This is a genomic window from Microlunatus kandeliicorticis (genome assembly GCF_014137855.1).
In the GTDB taxonomy this organism is placed as follows: Bacteria; Actinomycetota; Actinomycetes; order Propionibacteriales; family Propionibacteriaceae; genus Microlunatus; species Microlunatus kandeliicorticis.
Genome location: NZ_JACGWT010000001.1, coordinates 409031 through 424999 on the forward strand (window position 1 = coordinate 409031; position 15969 = coordinate 424999).

Annotated in this window: 14 protein-coding genes; 11 read left to right on the top strand and 3 right to left on the bottom strand. The window is 73.2% G+C overall.

What is annotated here, in order from left to right; genetic code table 11:
• Positions 1-133: 133 nt before the first annotated feature.
• Both FHX74_RS01850 and FHX74_RS19750 read left to right on the top strand, forming a co-directional pair.
• Positions 134-1768 carry a DUF6297 family protein gene (locus FHX74_RS01850; protein ID WP_182558370.1) on the top strand — a complete coding sequence of 545 codons (1635 nt, stop codon included), beginning with the start codon at positions 134-136 and terminating at the stop codon, positions 1766-1768.
• A gap of 112 nt (positions 1769-1880) precedes the next feature.
• Positions 1881-2387: a helix-turn-helix domain-containing protein gene (locus FHX74_RS19750; RefSeq protein WP_220483376.1), complete on the top strand. Its 507-nt coding sequence runs from the start codon at positions 1881-1883 to the stop codon at positions 2385-2387.
• A 12-nt stretch (positions 2388-2399) separates the two neighbouring features.
• On the opposite strand, the gene FHX74_RS01860 is transcribed toward FHX74_RS19750, so the two are convergent.
• Both FHX74_RS01860 and FHX74_RS01865 read right to left on the bottom strand, forming a co-directional pair.
• Positions 2400-3008 (bottom strand): ClpP family protease, encoded by a 609-nt coding sequence (locus FHX74_RS01860; protein ID WP_182558371.1) that lies wholly within the window; start codon positions 3006-3008, stop codon positions 2400-2402.
• Entirely contained in the window at positions 3005-3667 is a 663-nt protein-coding gene (locus tag FHX74_RS01865) for a ClpP family protease (protein WP_182558372.1), read from the bottom strand. The genes FHX74_RS01860 and FHX74_RS01865 overlap by 4 nt, the downstream gene beginning before the upstream one ends.
• Before the next feature lie 529 nt (positions 3668-4196).
• Here FHX74_RS01865 and FHX74_RS01870 point away from each other — a divergent pair.
• Together FHX74_RS01870 and FHX74_RS01875 are read left to right on the top strand one after the other, a co-directional pair.
• Entirely contained in the window at positions 4197-5579 is a 1383-nt protein-coding gene (locus FHX74_RS01870; RefSeq protein WP_328823570.1) for an isochorismate synthase, read from the top strand.
• Between the two features lie 157 nt (positions 5580-5736).
• Positions 5737-6267, top strand: a complete 531-nt coding sequence (locus tag FHX74_RS01875; protein ID WP_182558374.1) for an XdhC family protein — start codon at positions 5737-5739, stop codon at positions 6265-6267.
• A gap of 60 nt (positions 6268-6327) precedes the next feature.
• Here FHX74_RS01875 and FHX74_RS01880 read toward each other — a convergent pair whose 3' ends face one another.
• A complete protein-coding gene (locus FHX74_RS01880) occupies positions 6328-7578 on the bottom strand; it encodes a geranylgeranyl reductase family protein (protein WP_328823572.1) in 1251 nt (416 codons plus the stop codon).
• 322 nt (positions 7579-7900) lie between these two features.
• Here FHX74_RS01880 and FHX74_RS19955 point away from each other — a divergent pair, with 322 nt between their 5' ends.
• The 7 genes from FHX74_RS19955 (at position 7901) to FHX74_RS01915 (ending at position 15953) form a co-directional block, all read left to right on the top strand.
• Positions 7901-8260, top strand: a complete 360-nt coding sequence (locus tag FHX74_RS19955) for an NADH-quinone oxidoreductase subunit A (RefSeq protein WP_182558376.1) — start codon at positions 7901-7903, stop codon at positions 8258-8260.
• Positions 8261-8332: 72 nt separating this feature from the next.
• Complete coding sequence (locus FHX74_RS01890; RefSeq protein WP_182558377.1) at positions 8333-8893, top strand: NuoB/complex I 20 kDa subunit family protein; 561 nt, start codon at positions 8333-8335, stop codon at positions 8891-8893.
• A 182-nt stretch (positions 8894-9075) separates the two neighbouring features.
• Positions 9076-9765, top strand: a complete 690-nt coding sequence (locus FHX74_RS01895; protein ID WP_328823630.1) for an NADH-quinone oxidoreductase subunit C — start codon at positions 9076-9078, stop codon at positions 9763-9765.
• A complete protein-coding gene (locus FHX74_RS01900) occupies positions 9762-11117 on the top strand; it encodes an NADH-quinone oxidoreductase subunit D (RefSeq protein ID WP_182558378.1) in 1356 nt (451 codons plus the stop codon). Before FHX74_RS01895 ends, FHX74_RS01900 begins: the two co-directional genes overlap by 4 nt.
• Positions 11114-12100, top strand: coding sequence for an NADH-quinone oxidoreductase subunit NuoE (gene nuoE, locus FHX74_RS01905; protein ID WP_328823573.1), 987 nt, complete (start codon positions 11114-11116; stop codon positions 12098-12100). The genes FHX74_RS01900 and nuoE overlap by 4 nt, the downstream gene beginning before the upstream one ends.
• On the top strand, positions 12100-13425 hold the full coding sequence (gene nuoF, locus FHX74_RS01910) for an NADH-quinone oxidoreductase subunit NuoF (protein ID WP_182558379.1): 1326 nt from the start codon (positions 12100-12102) through the stop codon (positions 13423-13425). The genes nuoE and nuoF overlap by 1 nt, the downstream gene beginning before the upstream one ends.
• Positions 13422-15953, top strand: a complete 2532-nt coding sequence (locus tag FHX74_RS01915) for an NADH-quinone oxidoreductase subunit G (protein WP_182558380.1) — start codon at positions 13422-13424, stop codon at positions 15951-15953. The genes nuoF and FHX74_RS01915 overlap by 4 nt, the downstream gene beginning before the upstream one ends.
• Positions 15954-15969: the final 16 nt, after the last annotated feature.

Sequence of the window (15969 nt, forward strand, 5' to 3'; positions counted from 1 at the left end):
GGGAGACCCCGGTGGCCGACGACGTCGCCCCGAAGCCGCCGAAGCCGCAGGCCGCGAAGCAGCAGGGCGGCAAGGGGGGTGGTCGTCCCGGCCAGCCCAAGGGCCGTCCGCGTCCGCGGCAGGGTGGTCGCCGGTGACCGCGTCCACCGTTGGGTCCTCCGGCCCCTACGACCCGCTCGAGGCGATCCGCCGCGCCGACCTGACCCCGGCGCGGCCGCGCGAGCTCAAGCTGATGGTCCGCGACTGGCGGTCGGGCCGGGCCACCAAGAAGCTGTCCGAGGCGATCTTCGACGGCTACGTCGTGCTGTTCGGCGTCGTCCTGGTCGGCGCGATGATCGTCAACGTCGTGCTCCAGGCGCAGCGGGTCGTCGCCTCCTGCGCGACCGGGCCCTGCCTGTCCGGCCGCACCGTACTGCCCTGGGCGGCGTACGCGCTCGCCGCCGCCGGCGCGCTGGCCGCGGCCCGGCTGTTCGGCCCCGTGCTGGCCTCGGCCGCCGAGGGCTTCTGGATGCTCGACGCCCCGATCCGCCGGTCCTCGATGCTCCGGGCGCGGATGGCCGGGATCATCGCCGGCGCCGGGGTGATCTGCTTCGTGCTCGGCGGGCTGGTCTCGGCCCTCACCGGCTCGACCTGGACCTCGATCCTGATCTGGGCCGCCGCCACCGGCGTCGCGGGGGCCGGCGCGGTCGCCTTCGCCGCGGCCCAGCAGGGAGCCGAACGCCGCCTGCTCACCAAGCTGGCGACCTGGCTGTTCACCGCGCTCGGGGTGGCCGCCCTGCTCGCGGTGATCGCGGTCGCCGCCGGCTGGGTGACCCTCGCGCTGCCCACCGGCTTCAACCCCGAGCTCGGGGTCGCGCTGCTCGGGCTGGCCCTGGTGGTGCTCGTGATCGGCGCCGTGATCGCCAGCGCCCGGCTGGGCCGGATCCGACGCAGCACCCTGACCAGCGGCGGCGCGCTGGTCAGCGGCATCTCCGGAGCGTTCTTCGCGCTCGACCTCGGCCTGGTCCGCGACATCGTGGTCGAGCGCCGGGCCCTCGAGATCGGCCAGGTCCGCTCGAAGCCGGGCCGCTCGGTCGGGCTCCAGACCCTGGTCTGGCGCGAGCTGCAGCGGCTGGGCCGCGCCCCGCAGGTGCTGATCGCGGTCGCGGTGGTGCTGGTCGTCCCCTACGCCGCCGACGCCCTCGGGCTCGGCCAGGTGGCCCCGGTCTTCTCCGCACTCGCGCTGTTCGGGTCGCTGATCCCGCTGATGGGCGGGCTGCGCGTCTTCACCCGGACGCCCGGGCTGGCCCGCTGCCTGCCCTTCACCACCGGCCAGATCAAGCGGGCGGTGGTCACCGTCCCGGCGATCGTCGCGGCGGTCTGGGCGTTGCTGGCCACTCCGGCCTTCGCGGGGTTCGGTCAGGGCAGCACCCGACGCGACGTCGTCGCCGCGTTCCTGTACGCGGTGGCGGTCGGCGCCGCCGGGTTCCTCGGTGCGGTCCGCTGGACCACCGCCAAGGGCCCGGACTTCAGCAAGCCGGCGATCTCCACCAACGCCGGGGCGGTGCCGCCCGGGCTGATGACCAACATCTTCCGCGGCTTCGACATGTGCCTGTTGATCACCGCCCCGCTGCTGCTCAACCTGTCCCCGGTGATCTCGCTGGTGCTGGCCGGCATCGTGGCGCTCTTCCTGCTGGCCTTCGACTTCGAGGCGATGCGGATCCAGAGCGAGCAGCAGCGCAAGCAGATGGAAGCCGAGCGGGCCAAGCGGAACGCCGCCCGCAAGTAGCGCTCGTTCGCCGGCGGCGAAAGGCCTCGGCGCAGGTACGGGTCCCGGCCTAGCGTGGGCAGCGGTCGGCGACCCTCTGTCGCGGCCGTGGATGGTCGCCGGAGGGAGCCCGATGTCCGAGCCAGCCACCCCGCGCCGGGACCCGGCGACCCGGACCCCGGACGGCCGTGACCGCGCCCCGGTGCTCCGGCCGGTGCCCGGGCGCCAGCGGCCCGATCCGCTGCTCCGGACGCTCGAGGGCGCCGCGCTGCGCCGGGCCCGGCACCGTCAGGGGCTGACGCTCACCCGGCTGGCCGCCCGGTCCGGGGTCTCGCTGGCCTACCTGTCGGAGATCGAGCGCGGGCGCAAGGAGGCCTCCTCCGAGATCCTGGCCGACGTCTGCAGCGCGCTGGGGATCGGGCTGTCCGACCTGCTCCGCGACTGCGTGCTCGACCTCACCACCCGCAACCGCGACGACCGGCTCCGACGAGGCGACCGACCGGGGACGCCCGACCGACCGGGGACGCCCGACGGGAAGGGGCGTCCGGACGTGGGACGTCCGCTCGCCGTCCGCCCGCTCCGGGTGCGGCCGGCGCCGGTGGCCGACCGCCCCCGGGTGGACCTGCTGCTCGCGGCCTGAGCGGGGCCACGCTCAGGCGGCCATCCGTGCCTTCCGGCTGCCGATCACGCTGTCGGCCAGTCCGTAGGCCACGGTGGCGCGGGCGTCGAGGACGAGGTCCCGGTCGGTGTCGGCGCGGATCTTCTCCACCGGGTGCCCGGTGTGCGCGGCCAGGATGGTCTCCATCTCGGCCCGCACCTTGGCGATCTCGGCGGCCTGGACGGCCAGGTCGGGGATGGTGCCCTGCGCCCGGGCCGACGGCTGGTGCAGCAGCACCGTGGCGTGCGGGAGCACCGACCGCTTGCCCGGCGCCCCGGCGGCCAGCAGCACCGCGGCGGCGCTGGCGGCCTGACCCATGACGGTGGTGGCCACGTCGGGCCGGATGAACTGCATGGTGTCGTAGATCGCCGTCATCGCCCGGTAGTCGCCGCCGGGGGAGTTGATGTAGAGGTTGATGTCGAGGTCCGGGCTGACCGACTCGAGGTGGATCAGCTGGGCCATGATCACGTTGGCCACGCCGTCGTCGATCTCGGTGCCGACGAAGACGATCCGGTCGCCGAGCAGCCGGCTGTAGATGTCGAAGGCCCGCTCCCCGGTGAGCGTCCGCTCGACCACGGTGGGGATCGTGTACTGCCCGCTCACAGCCCGGCCCTCCGCGCGACGCCCGCCGGGCGGACGTCGTCGAGCCGTTCGACCACCGCATCGATCATCCCGTAGTCGAGCGCCTCGGCGGCGGTGAACCAGCGGTCCCGCTCGCTGTCGGCCCGCACCCGGTCGGGGCTCTGGCCGGTGTGCCGGGCGATCAGCTCGGTCATCAGCCGGTTGGTGTGGTCGAGGTTCTCGGCCTGGATCTCGATGTCGGCCGCGGTCCCGCCGAGCCCGGCGGAACCCTGGTGCATCAGCACCCGGGCGTGCGGCAGGCTGAACCGCTTGCCGGGGGCGCCGGCGCAGAGCAGGAACTGGCCCATGCTCGCGGCCAGGCCCATGGCCAGCGTGCCGACGTCGTTCGGGATCAGTCGCATGGTGTCGTAGATGGCCAACCCGGCGGAGACCGAGCCGCCGGGGGAGTTGATGTAGAGACTGATGTCGCTGCGCGGGTCCTCGGCCGAGAGCAGCAGCAGCTGCGCGCAGATCCGGTTGGCGATCGGGTCGTCGACCTCCTGGCCGAGCACGACGATCCGCTGCTGGAGCAGCCGGGCGCCGAGCTGATCGTCGCTGGGGGCGAGCGGTGCGGCAGTGGGTGTGGCGGTCGCCGCCGTCCGTGCGGAGCTGCCGCGGGGCAGCGTGGGCGAGGTGTGCATCGGTCCTCCTGGCGTCGGGTCCGGGTGCCGGGGTCGGCTCCGGACACCGCCAGCCTGCGGCGGCGCGGCCCGGGATCGCGGACGCTTCTGCCGGCGGCGGATCCGCTCCTGGCAGAACCAGATGCTTCGAAGATCGAACGGTCAGACCGTCAACCATCCGGGAAAAACTCCCCCGATGAGCCGATTCGAGGTAAAGTTCCACCAATCCAGCCGATCAGCGGGATCGAATTAGGCTGGGAGTCTCACGAGAGCCCACCGCGGTGTTCACCTCGGGGGAGGGCGCCGGCGCGGGCCGCGTGAGCACCTCACGTCTCCAACGGGGGGATGTGATCCCAGGGCGCGGGGCGACCGTTTCGACGGGAGCCCCGCGCTTTGGTCTCTCCCGGGGGCTGTCCCGCCCTGACGCGAGGCGACGGCGCCCGTCATTCCGACGGGGTCGGGACGGATGCAGCCCGAGGGGCGTTCCATCTCACACCGTCCGGGCCGCTCCGCCGCACGGTCCCCGACCCCGCGCGCATACGCTGGCGCCGTGATCTCGTCGCCACGGCTCTACGTGCGCACCGAGGCCATCGCCGACCCCGGACCGCTCGACCAGGTGCTCGAGCAGCTCGCCGCGAGCGATCCCCGGGCGCTGGTCTGGATCCGGGCCGGCGACGGCATGATCGGCCTCGGCGAGGTGATCCGGCACAAGGCGACCGACGTGGCCGACGCCGAGGCCTGGTGGGGCGAGGTCTGTCGCGCGGTCGTCGACGTCTCCACCGACCCGGACGCGACCGCTGGGCTCTTCGGGTCGGGCCTGCTCTGCTTCGGCAGCTTCGTCTTCGATCCCGACAACACGGCCGGCCAGTCGGTGATGATCGTCCCGCAGCAGGTGATCGGCCGCCGCGCCGGCCGGGCCTGGCGGACCCGAGTCGCCGAGACCGAGGAGGCGCTCGACCAGCCGCCGGTTCCCGACCCCGTGTCCCGCTCCTTGCCGGCGTCGGTGAGCCTGCCGGTCGCCGCCCCGGGCCGGGTCGGGCCCGCGAGCCCCGCCAGTGCTGACAGTCCCGCCAGCCTCGACGGCACGGACAGCGTCGACGGGCGGGCCGAGCGCGACCCGCGGTGGGAGCGGGCGGTCGCCGACGCGGTCGGGCGGATCCGCGCCGGACGGCTCGACAAGGTGGTGCTGGCCCGCGACCTGACGCTGGTCGCCGAGCGTCCGGTCGACCCGCGGTGGGTGGCCACCCGGCTGGCCGACCGCTACCGGCGTTGCTGGACCTACCACGTCGACGGACTGGTCGGGGCGACGCCGGAGATGCTGATCCGTCGCGAGGGCGGGCTGGCCGTCTCGCGGGTGCTGGCCGGAACCATCCGCCGATCCGCCGAGCCGGCCGGGGCAGCGGGTCGCGGCGCGACCGGCGACCAGGCGCTGGCCGCCGCCCTGGCCTCGTCGACCAAGGACGTCGAGGAGCACGAGTACGCGGTCAGCTCGGTGGCGGCGGCGCTGGCGCCGTTCTGTTCCGCGATGAACGTCCCCGACGCGCCCTACGTGCTCGAGCTGCCCAACGTGCTGCACCTGGCCACCGATGTGACCGCGGTGGCGAGGCCCGAGGCGACCGCCCTCCGGCTGGCCGCCGCGCTGCACCCGAGCGCCGCCGTCTGCGGCACCCCGACCGCGGTGGCCCGCGAGACCATCGCCGAGCTCGAGCGGATGGACCGTGACCGCTACGCCGGTCCGGTCGGCTGGGTGGACGCCGACGGTGACGGCGAGTGGGCGATCGCGCTCCGCTGCGGGCTGGTCGACGCCGACGACCCGCACCGGATCCGGCTGTTCGCCGGCTGCGGCATCGTCGCCGGCTCCGAGCCGGTCGCCGAGTCCGCCGAGGCCGCAGCCAAGTTCCTGCCGATGCGCGAGGCGCTCGGCGCGGGCTGAGGGGTTGCGAGGTCGGCCCGACGCGCGGGGACGCGCGCAGCCGGCCGGACGGGTGGCATTGTCCGGCCCGACCGCCTAGGCTCGACGGGCCCCTCCGGTCCGCACACCGATGTCCGGTCCGTGCAGCACGCCACCACAGCGTCAGGACGGAGGATCGATGACCTCGGCGACCACCCCGGCCGCGACCACCATCCCGGCCGGGACGACGACCACCGTCGCCGGCCGCAGGTCCGACCCGCACCCGCAGAGCGACCACGACACCGACGAGGCCGTCGAGCCGATCCGGCTCCGGGTGGTCGGGGGCGGCGAGATCGCGGTCGCGCTCGCCCAGCTGGCCAGCGTGCTCCGCTGGGACTGCACCATCTGCGAACGCCTCGACGACGCCGACGACCTCCGCGGCACCCACGCGCTGGTCGTGCTCAGCCACGACCTCGAGGTCGCGGGCACGGCGCTGTGCCGCGGGCTGGCCGGCCCGCTCGACTACGTCGGCGGGCTCGGCGGCCACACCACCCAGCGGCTGCGCCGCGACTGGCTGCGCAGCCGACGGGTCGACCCGCAGCGGATCGACCGGATCCACGGCCCGGCCGGGCTCGACATCGGGGCCTCGGCGCCGGTCGAGATCGCGCTCGCGATCGTGGCCGAGATCGTCGCCGTCCGGCACGGCGCCGCGGGCGGCCCGCTCAGCTGAACGGCCCGCCCAGCCGAACGAACGGTTCAGCCGAACGAAGGGTTCAGCCGAACGATCGGTTCAGCTGAACGGCGGCCGGGTGTCCAGCGCGATCGAGCGCCGGCCGGCCCAGCGCCACAGGCGCGCGGTCAGGTCGTGGTCGGCCTCGGTGACCAGGTTGCCCATCACCCGCAGCGCGACCGTCATCAGCAGCCGCGACCGCATCCCGATCGGGCCGAGCCGGGCCAGCAGCCCGGGCACGGTGATCAGCGCGGCCAGCCGCCGGGCGATCGAGAACGCCGGCCCGTAGTGCTCGCGCAGCAGCGCCGGCCAGGCCGCGTCGAGGGTCTCGCCGGCGGCGAGCAGCTCGGCCAGCACCCGTCCGGTCTCCAGCCCGTAGTCGATGCCCTCGCCGTTGAGCGGGTTGACGCAGCCGGCCGCGTCCCCGACGAGCGCCCAGTTCGGGCCGGCCACCCCGCTGACCGCGCCGCCCATCGGCAGCATCGCGGAGGTCGGGTGCTCGAGCTCGGTGCCGAGCTGCCACTCCTCGCGCCGGGCGCCGGCGTAGAAGTTCATCAGCGGCCGGAGGGCGACGTGCGCCGGCCGCTTGGCGGTGGCCAGCGTCCCGACGCCGAGGTTCACCCGGCCGTCGCCGAGCGGGAAGATCCAGCCGTAGCCCGACAGCAGCTCGCCGGCCTCGCCGCGCAGCTCGAGGTGCGAGGAGATCCAGGCGTCGTCGCGTCCGGTGGTCAGGTAGCTGCGACCCGCCACCCCGTAGACCGACTCCCGGTGCCAGCTGCGGCCGAGCAGCCGCCCGAGCGGTGACCGGACGCCGTCGGCCACCACCAGCCGCCGGCAGCGGACGCGGTGCTGCTCACCGGAGGAGAGCGTGAACCCGACGCCGGTGATCCGGCTGCCGTCGCGCTCGACCTCGACCGCCCGCGCACCCTCCAGCGGGCGGGCGCCGTCGTCGAGGGCGACCTGGCGGATCCGGGCGTCCAGCTCGGTGCGCGGGACCGCGGAGCCGTGGTCGGGGAGCGAGCCGCCCGGCCAGGGGAGCTCGAGCACCTGACCGAAGCCGTGCGCCCGCAGCCCCCGGTTGACCGCCCGGCCGCGGGCCCAGTCACCCAGCCCGAGCCGGTCGAGCTCGGCCATCGCGCGCGGGGTCAGGCCGTCGCCGCAGGTCTTGTCGCGCGGGAAGGTCGCCTGGTCGGCGAGCACGACGTCGAGCCCGCGTCGCGCCGCCCAGGCCGCCGCCGACGCCCCCGCGGGACCGGCGCCGACGACCAGCACGTCGGTCTCGGCGGGCCGGGCCGCGGTCGTCTCGGTCACGAGATCGAAGTCTTCCATCGGGGACCAACGCGCCCAACCCGTCGGCCCGCGATCACGGGATTTACGCGCCGGCCGCGTTGCCGAATGGCGACCGGAAGCCGTGGCGCACAAAGCGTTCCGCACCGGTCCCGCGCGTCGTCGCAACCCGACTGCGGCAGCCCTGAGAACCGTCGTAGAGTGTGGGCCGGAGTTCGTGAAGAAATTCACGAAGTCGGTCCGGATCGGCTCCCCGCGTGCTCGGTCCGCCCGTCCCACTCCGCTCGGCAAGGCGGCCGACGACGGCAGGAGCGATCATGAACGTCCACCCCCGACGGGCGATCCGGTGAACCCGTACGCGCCGCTCGTCGTGCTGCTGGTGATCGCCGCCGGCTTCGTCGCCCTGACCATCATCACCAGCGTCTCGGTCGGACCCAAGCGCTACAACCGCGCCAAGCTCGACTCCTACGAGTGCGGCATCGAACCCACCCCGCAGCCGATCGGCGGCGGTCGGGTGCCGGTGAAGTACTACATCACCGCGATGCTCTTCATCGTCTTCGACATCGAGATCGTCTTCCTCTATCCCTGGGCCGTCTCGTTCAACCAGATGGGCACCTTCGCGCTGGTCGAGATGGTGCTGTTCATGGTCACGGTCTTCATCGCCTACCTCTACGTGCTGCGCCGCGGGGGGCTGGATTGGGACTGACCGGCCCCTGCGCCACCACGACCACCACCACGATCACCACCACCGTCACTCGTCCGGGAAGGGGTTGAGCCGATGCCCGGCGGCTTCGAGGAGAAACTCCCCAGCGGCGTCCTGCTGACCACCCTGGAGGGCCTGTTCGGCTACATGCGTAGCGCCTCGTTCTGGCCGGCCACCTTCGGGCTGGCCTGCTGCGCGATCGAGATGATGACCTACGGCGCCCCGCGCTACGACTCGGGTCGCTGGGGCCAGGAGGTCTTCCGGGCCAGCCCGCGGCAGGCCGACCTGATGATCGTGGCCGGCCGCGTGAGCCAGAAGATGGCACCGGTGCTGCGGCAGATCTACGACCAGATGCCCAACCCGAAGTGGGTGCTGGCGATGGGCGTCTGCGCCAGCTCGGGCGGGATGTTCAACAACTACGCGATCGTCCAGGGCGTCGACCACGTCGTCCCGGTCGACATCTACCTGCCCGGCTGCCCGCCGCGTCCGGAGATGCTGATCGACGCGATGTTCAAGCTGCGCGACAAGGTGCGGCACACCCCGATCGGGATCAACGCGGTGAACGCCGTCGAGGAGCAGGAGCAGGCCGCGCTCGAGGCGCCGGCCTCGATCGAGCTCAAGGGGCTGCTGCGGTGAGCCCCGCCGACGGCGACCGCACCGCCGGCGAGGCGGAGAGCGCCGGGGTCCGGGCCGCCAACCCGAGCAACCGGCCCGGCGAGTCCGACGACTACAGCGCCACCGAGGGACGCCGGACCGGGACGGTGACCCCCGGTGAGCCGGCGGTGGGGAGCGAGCAGACCGAGGCGGCGACCGCGGAGATCGACCGGGCCGGGACGCTCGACGAACCCAGCGGGTCGCGCACCGAGGTGCTCTCCACCCGACGCGGCATGTTCGGCGTCCGGGGCAGCGGCGACACGTCCGGCTACGGCGGGCTGAACAAGATCATCGAGTTCCCGCCGGCGGCCGAGCGCCCCTACGGCGGCTGGTTCGACCAGGTCGCCGACCGGATCGGTCAGCTGGTCCCCAACAGCTCCGAGGTGATCACCAAGGTGGTCGTCTTCCGCGGCGAGATCACCTTCCACGTCGCCCGCCGGCACGTCGCCACCCTGGCCCGGATGCTGCGCGACGACCCGCACCTGCGGTTCGAGTTCTGCAGTGCGGTGTCGGGGGTGCACTACCCGGCCGACACCGGAGCGGAGCTGCACGCGGTCTACCACCTGCAGTCGATGACCCACAACCGGCGGATCCGGCTCGAGGTGTCCTGCCCCGACGACGACCCGCACATCCCGTCGGTGGTCGGGACCTACCCGACCGCCGACTGGCACGAGCGCGAGACCTACGACATGTTCGGGATCGTCTTCGACGGCCACCCGGCGCTCACCCGCATCCTGATGCCGGACGACTGGCCCGGCCACCCGCAGCGCAAGGACTATCCGCTCGGCGGCATCCCGGTGGAGTACAAGGGCGCCACCGTCCCGCCGCCCGACCAGCGGAGGAGCTACTCATGAGCACCGACCAGCAGACCGACCGGCAGACCGACCCGTACGGCGCCTCCGACCCGGCCGAGGGCACCGTCTACACGGTCACCGGGCAGGACTGGGACGACATCGTCAACGCGCAGGCCGAGCGCGAGGACGAGCGGATCGTGGTCAACATGGGTCCGCAGCACCCGTCGACCCACGGCGTGCTCCGGCTGATCCTCGAGCTCGAGGGCGAGTCGATCACCGAGGCCCGGTGCGGCATCGGCTACCTGCACACCGGCATCGAGAAGAACATGGAGTTCCGCACCTGGACCCAGGGCGTGACCTTCTGCACCCGGATGGACTATCTGTCGCCGTTCAGCCAGGAGACCTCCTACTGCCTCGGAGTGGAGCGGCTGCTCGACATCGAGGACGACATCCCCGAGCGGGCCAAGGTCATCCGGGTGATGATGCTCGAGCTCAACCGGATCTCCAGCCACCTGGTCTGCATCGCCACCGGGGGGATGGAGATCGGCGCGCTGACGGTGATGACCATCGGGTTCCGCGAGCGCGAGAAGGTGCTCGACGTCTTCGAGCTGATCACCGGGCTGCGGATGAACCACGCCTACGTCCGTCCCGGCGGGGTGGCCCAGGACCTGCCGCCCAAGGGGCTGGATGCGGTCCGCGACTTGGTCGCTTGGCTCAAGAAGCACCTGCCCGAGTACGCCGCGTTCTGCAACGCCAACCACATCTTCAAGGGTCGGCTGGTCGACGTCGGCCACCTCGACCTGGCCGGCTGCCTGGCCCTCGGGATCACCGGCCCACCGCTGCGGGCCACCGGCTACGACTGGGACCTGCGCAAGAAGCAGCCCTACCTGGGTTACGAGACCTACGACTTCGACGTGATCACCCGCACCGAGGCCGATTCCTACGCCCGGTTCCGGATCCGGCTCGACGAGATGTGGGAGAGCCTCAGGATCGTCGAGCAGTGCGTCGAGCGGCTCGCCGGCACCGAGGGCCAGCCGGTGATGGTCGACGACCCCAAGATCGCCTGGCCGGCGCAGATGTCGATCGGTCACGACGGCATGGGCAACTCCAACGAGCACCTGAAGCACATCATGGGCGAGTCGATGGAGTCGTTGATCCACCACTTCAAGCTGGTCACCGAGGGCTTCCGGGTGCCGGCCGGCCAGGCCTACGTCCCGGTCGAGAGCCCCCGCGGCGAGCTGGGCGCGCACGTCGTCTCCGACGGCGGCACCAAGCCGTTCCGGGCCCACTTCCGCGACCCGAGCTTCGTCAACCTGCAGGCGATGCCCGCGCTCAGCGAGGGCGGGATGGTCTCCGACGTGATCGTCGCGGTGGCCAGCCTCGACCCGGTGATGGGCGGGGTCGACCGGTGACCCGGACCCACACGAACGGGCACGCGCCCGCGGGCGTCCACCACGGCGACCCGAACGCGCACCGGCCCGAGCCGATCGACGTCGAGGAGACCTCGACGCTGATCGACGAGGGCGTCCGCGAGGAGCTGCGGGCGATCGTCGCCCGCTACCCGCAGCCCCGCTCGGCACTGCTGCCGATGCTGCACCTGGTGCAGAGCGTCGAGGGCCGGGTGACCGCCGCCGGGATCGAGGCCTGCGCGGAGATCCTGCAGATCAGCGCCGCCGACGTCAGCGGGGTGGCGACGTTCTACACGATGTACAAACGGCGTCCGGTCGGCCGCTACCACGTCGGGGTCTGCACCACCTCGCTCTGCGCGATCATGGGCGGCGACGAGCTGTTCGCGGCGCTGCAGGACCACCTCGGCGTCGGGAACGACGAGACCACCGAGGACGGCGTCTTCACCCTCGAGCACATCGAGTGCAACGCCGCCTGCGACCTGGCGCCGGTGATGACCGTCAACTGGGAGTTCTTCGACTCCCAGACCCCGGACAGCGCGGTCGACGTGCTCGAGCGGCTGCGGTCCGGCGAGGAGGTCCGGGCCACCCGCGGGGCCCGGGTCTGCACCTGGAAGCAGGCCGAGCGGGTGCTCGCGGGGTTCCCCGACGGCCGTGCCGACGAGGGCCCGACCTCGGCGCCCGAGTCGCGGCTCGGGCTCCGGATCGCCGCCGAGCGCGGCTGGACCGCACCCCCGGTGCCCGGGCGGGACGAGCCGAGCGGCGACCGCAACCCCCAGGCCCAGACCCAGGCCGCCGGTGCGCAGGGCCACGCCGAGGACGCCTCGCTCAAGCAGGCCGAGAGCAAGGAGTCGGGCGTCAGCGCCGACGAGGCCCGGCCGGCTTCGGGCCCGGCCGGCGGGCAGACCGGCACCAGCACCGCGACCGAAGAGGGCAGCGCCCGGCGGGGCGAGGGCGAGAACGGCACGACGAAAGGCGGCGAGGCCTGATGGCCGACACCCTGACCCCCGTGCTCACCGCGAACTGGGGTGACGAGCGCGCCTGGAAACTGGCCAACTACGAACGCCGGGACGGCTACCAGGGACTGCGCCGGGCGCTGACCATGGAGCCGGCCGAGGTGGTCGCGCTGGTCAAGGACTCCGGGCTCCGCGGCCGCGGCGGCGCGGGTTTCCCGACCGGGATGAAGTGGAGCTTCATCCCGCAGGACAACCCGAAGCCCAAGTACCTGGTGGTCAACGCCGACGAGTCCGAGCCGGGCACCTGCAAGGACATCCCGCTGATGATGGCCAGCCCGCACACGCTGGTCGAGGGCGTGATCATCTCGGCCTACGCGATCAACTGCCACACCGCGTTCATCTACGTCCGCGGCGAGGTGCTGCACGTGGTTCGCCGGGTGCAGCAGGCCGTCCGCGAGGCCTACTCGGCCGGGTACGCGGGCAAGAACATCCTCGGCTCGGGCTACGACCTCGACATCGTCGTCCACGCCGGGGCGGGCGCCTACATCTGCGGCGAGGAGACCGCGCTGCTCGACTCGCTCGAGGGCCGCCGCGGCCAGCCGCGCCTGCGTCCCCCGTTCCCCGCGGTGGCCGGGCTTTACGCCAGCCCGACGGTGATCAACAACGTCGAGTCGATCAGCTCGGTGCCGGCCATCGTCCGCGGCGGCGCCGAGTGGTTCTCCTCGATGGGCACCGAGAAGTCCAAGGGCATGACGATCTACAGCCTGTCCGGGCACGTGCGGAACACCGGCCAGTTCGAGGCGCCGCTGGGCATCACCCTGCGCCAGCTGCTCGAGCTGGCCGGCGGGATGCGCGAGGGCCACCGGCTCAAGTTCTGGACGCCGGGTGGCTCGTCCACCCCGATCCTCACCCCCGAGCACCTCGACGTCCCGCTCGACTACGAGGGCGTGGCCGGGGTGAGGTCCATGCTCGGGACCAAGGCGCTGCAGTGCTTCGACGAGACCACCTCGGTGGTCCGGGCGGTGCTGCGCTGGACCGAGTTCTACAAGCACGAGTCCTGCGGCAAGTGCACGCCGTGTCGCGAGGGCACCTGGTGGCTGGTCCAGATCTTGTCCCGGCTGGAGGCCGGCCGCGGCGAGCCCGGGGACATCGAGAAGCTGCTCGACCTGTGCGAGAACATCCTCGGCCGGTCGTTCTGCGCGCTGGGCGACGGGGCCACCAGCCCGATCAGCTCGGCCATCCAGCACTTCCGCGACGAGTTCGAGGCCGGCATGCACACCCCCGCCTGGGAGCTGTTCCCCTACGAGGCCAGCCGGAGGTTCGCCCCGGCGCCGGCCACCGCCGGAGCCGGCGCATGACGGTCACCGACGGCACCCGCGCCGGCGAGCTGGAGAAGCGCGAGGACCTGGTCACCCTGACCATCGACGACGTCGAGGTCAGCGTCCCCAAGGGCACCCTGGTGATCCGGGCCGCCGAGCTGATCGGGGTGGAGATCCCGCGGTTCTGCGACCACCCGCTGCTCGACCCGGTCGGCGCCTGTCGGCAGTGCCTGGTCGAGGTGCCGGACATGGGCAACGGGCGCGGCATGCCCAAGCCGCAGGCGTCCTGCACCCTCGAGGTGATGCCGGGGATGCAGATCCGCACCCAGTTCAGCTCGTCGGTGGCGGACAAGGCGCAGCGGGGACAGATGGAGTTCCTGCTGATCAACCACCCGCTCGACTGCCCGATCTGCGACAAGGGTGGCGAGTGCCCGCTGCAGAACCAGGCGATGACCCGCGGCTCCGGCGAGAGCCGGTTCGACGGGGTCAAGCGGACCTACCCGAAGCCGATCAGGATCAGCAGCCAGGTGCTGCTCGACCGCGAGCGGTGCGTGCTCTGCGCCCGCTGCACCCGGTTCAGCGAGCAGGTCGCCGGCGACCCCTTCATCGCGCTGGTCGAGCGCGGCGCCCTCCAGCAGGTCGGCATCTACGAGCGCCAGCCGTTCGAGAGCTACTTCTCGGGCAACACCATCCAGATCTGCCCGGTCGGCGCGCTGACCAGCTCGGCCTACCGGTTCCGGTCGCGGCCGTTCGACCTGGTCTCGACCCCGAGCGTCGGCGAGCACGACGCCTGCGGCTCGGCGATCCGGGTCGACCACCGTCGCGGTACCGTGATGCGACGGCTCTCCGGGGACGACCCCGAGGTCAACGAGGAGTGGATCACCGACAAGGACCGCTTCGCCTTCCGCTACGGCCGGGGCGCGGACCGACTGACCACACCGCTGGTCCGCGTCACCGACGAGAGCGGGGCGAGCGTGCTCCGGCCGGCGTCCTGGCCCGAGGCGATCGACGCCGCGGTCGAGGGACTCCGTCGCGCCGGGACGTCGGTCGGCGTGCTGACCGGGGGCCGGCTGACCCTCGAGGACGCCTACGCCTACAGCAAGTTCGCCCGGACGGTGATCGGCACCAACGACATCGACTTCCGGGCCCGTCCGCACAGCAGCGAGGAGGCCGCCTTCCTCGCCGCCGTGGTGGCGGGCAGCGGGGTCAGCGCCGAGCAGCCGGGCGGTCTGCGCTCGGCGAGCTTCGCCGACCTCGAGCACGCCTCGAGCGTGCTGATGGTCTGCTTCGAGCCCGAGGAGGAGGCCGGCACGGTCTTCCTCCGGCTGCGCAAGGGCTTCCGCAAGCGCGGGCTGCGGTCCTGGACCATCGCGCCGTTCCTCAGCCCGGGAGCCCGCAAGGCGGGTGCGCAGCTGATCGCCACCGTGCCCGGGGGCGAGGCCGCGGCGGTCAGCGACCTGCCCGACGACGTCTTCGACAGCCTCGACGCCGACAGCGTGATCATCGTCGGCGAGCGCGCCGCGCTGCAGGCCGGCACCCTGACCGCGGTGCTCCGGGTCGCCGAGCACACCGGCGCCCGGCTGGCCTGGATCCCGCGCCGGGCCGGGGACCGCGGGGCGCTCGACGCCGGGTGCCTGCCGACCCTGCTGCCCGGCGGCCGGCCGGTGGCCGACGCCACCGCCCGGGTCGACGCGGCCAGCGTCTGGGGGGTCGAGAGCCTCCCGCGCGGCGAGGGCCGCGACGCCGACGAGATGCTCACCGCCACCGACGACCGGTCGCTCGACGCGTTGGTCGTCGCCGGGATCGAGCCGTCCGACTTCGCCGACCCGGCCGCCGTCCGCGCCGGGCTCGAGAACGCCGGCTTCCTCATCAGCCTGGAGACCCGGACCTCGGAGGTCACCGAGCGGGCCGACGTGGTCTTCCCGGTCAGCCTGGTGGAGGAGCGCGAGGGCAGCTTCGTCAACTGGGAGGGCCGGCCCCGGCCCTTCCCGACGGTGATCAGCAAGCCCAACGCGCTCAGCGACCTCCGGGTGCTGGCCGCCCTGGCCGACGGGCTGGGCCGCGACCTCGGCTTCCGGACCGCCGGGCAGGCCCGCAGCGAGTTCGCCGAGTTCGCCGGCTGGGACGGCGCCCGCGTCGAGCAGCCCGCCATCGACCCGCCGAGCCGTCCCGAGGGCGACCACCCGCACCTGCCGCACCTGCCGCACTGGCTGCACCGGTTGACCACGGCCCGGCCGGGCGGCAGCCCGGCCCCGGGAACCCCGCTGGTGCTGGCCGGCTGGCGGATGGCCCTCGACGACTCCCGGGCCGTCCGGGCCGAGCTCGACCTGCTCGACACCGCGCGCCGCCCGGTGGCCCGGGTCAGCCCGGCCACCGCCGAGCGCGCCGGGCTGGCCGGCCGGGTGGTGGTCAGCAGCGACCGCGGTTCGCTGGCCTTCCCGCTCGAGGTGACCGAGGGGATGGTCGACGGCGTGGTGTGGGTGCCGGTCAACGCTCCGGGTCTGTCGGTGCCGGAGAATCTCGCCGCCGGGGCCGGTGACGTGGTCCACGTCCAGGCCGGGCAGTGAGTGCCGTGAGGAGGAG

Excerpts from the sequence above, each read along its gene's own strand:
- FHX74_RS01890 (WP_182558377.1), top strand. The coding sequence starts at position 8,333 with ATGCCCGGCGGCTTCGAGGAGAAACTCCCCAGCGGCGTCCTGCTGACC.
- FHX74_RS01875 (WP_182558374.1), top strand. The coding sequence starts at position 5,737 with ATGACCTCGGCGACCACCCCGGCCGCGACCACCATCCCGGCCGGGACG.
- FHX74_RS01900 (WP_182558378.1), top strand. The coding sequence starts at position 9,762 with ATGAGCACCGACCAGCAGACCGACCGGCAGACCGACCCGTACGGCGCC.
- FHX74_RS19750 (WP_220483376.1), top strand. The coding sequence starts at position 1,881 with ATGTCCGAGCCAGCCACCCCGCGCCGGGACCCGGCGACCCGGACCCCG.
- FHX74_RS01915 (WP_182558380.1), top strand. The coding sequence starts at position 13,422 with ATGACGGTCACCGACGGCACCCGCGCCGGCGAGCTGGAGAAGCGCGAG.
- FHX74_RS01865 (WP_182558372.1), bottom strand. The coding sequence starts at position 3,667 with ATGCACACCTCGCCCACGCTGCCCCGCGGCAGCTCCGCACGGACGGCG.
- nuoF (WP_182558379.1), top strand. The coding sequence starts at position 12,100 with ATGGCCGACACCCTGACCCCCGTGCTCACCGCGAACTGGGGTGACGAG.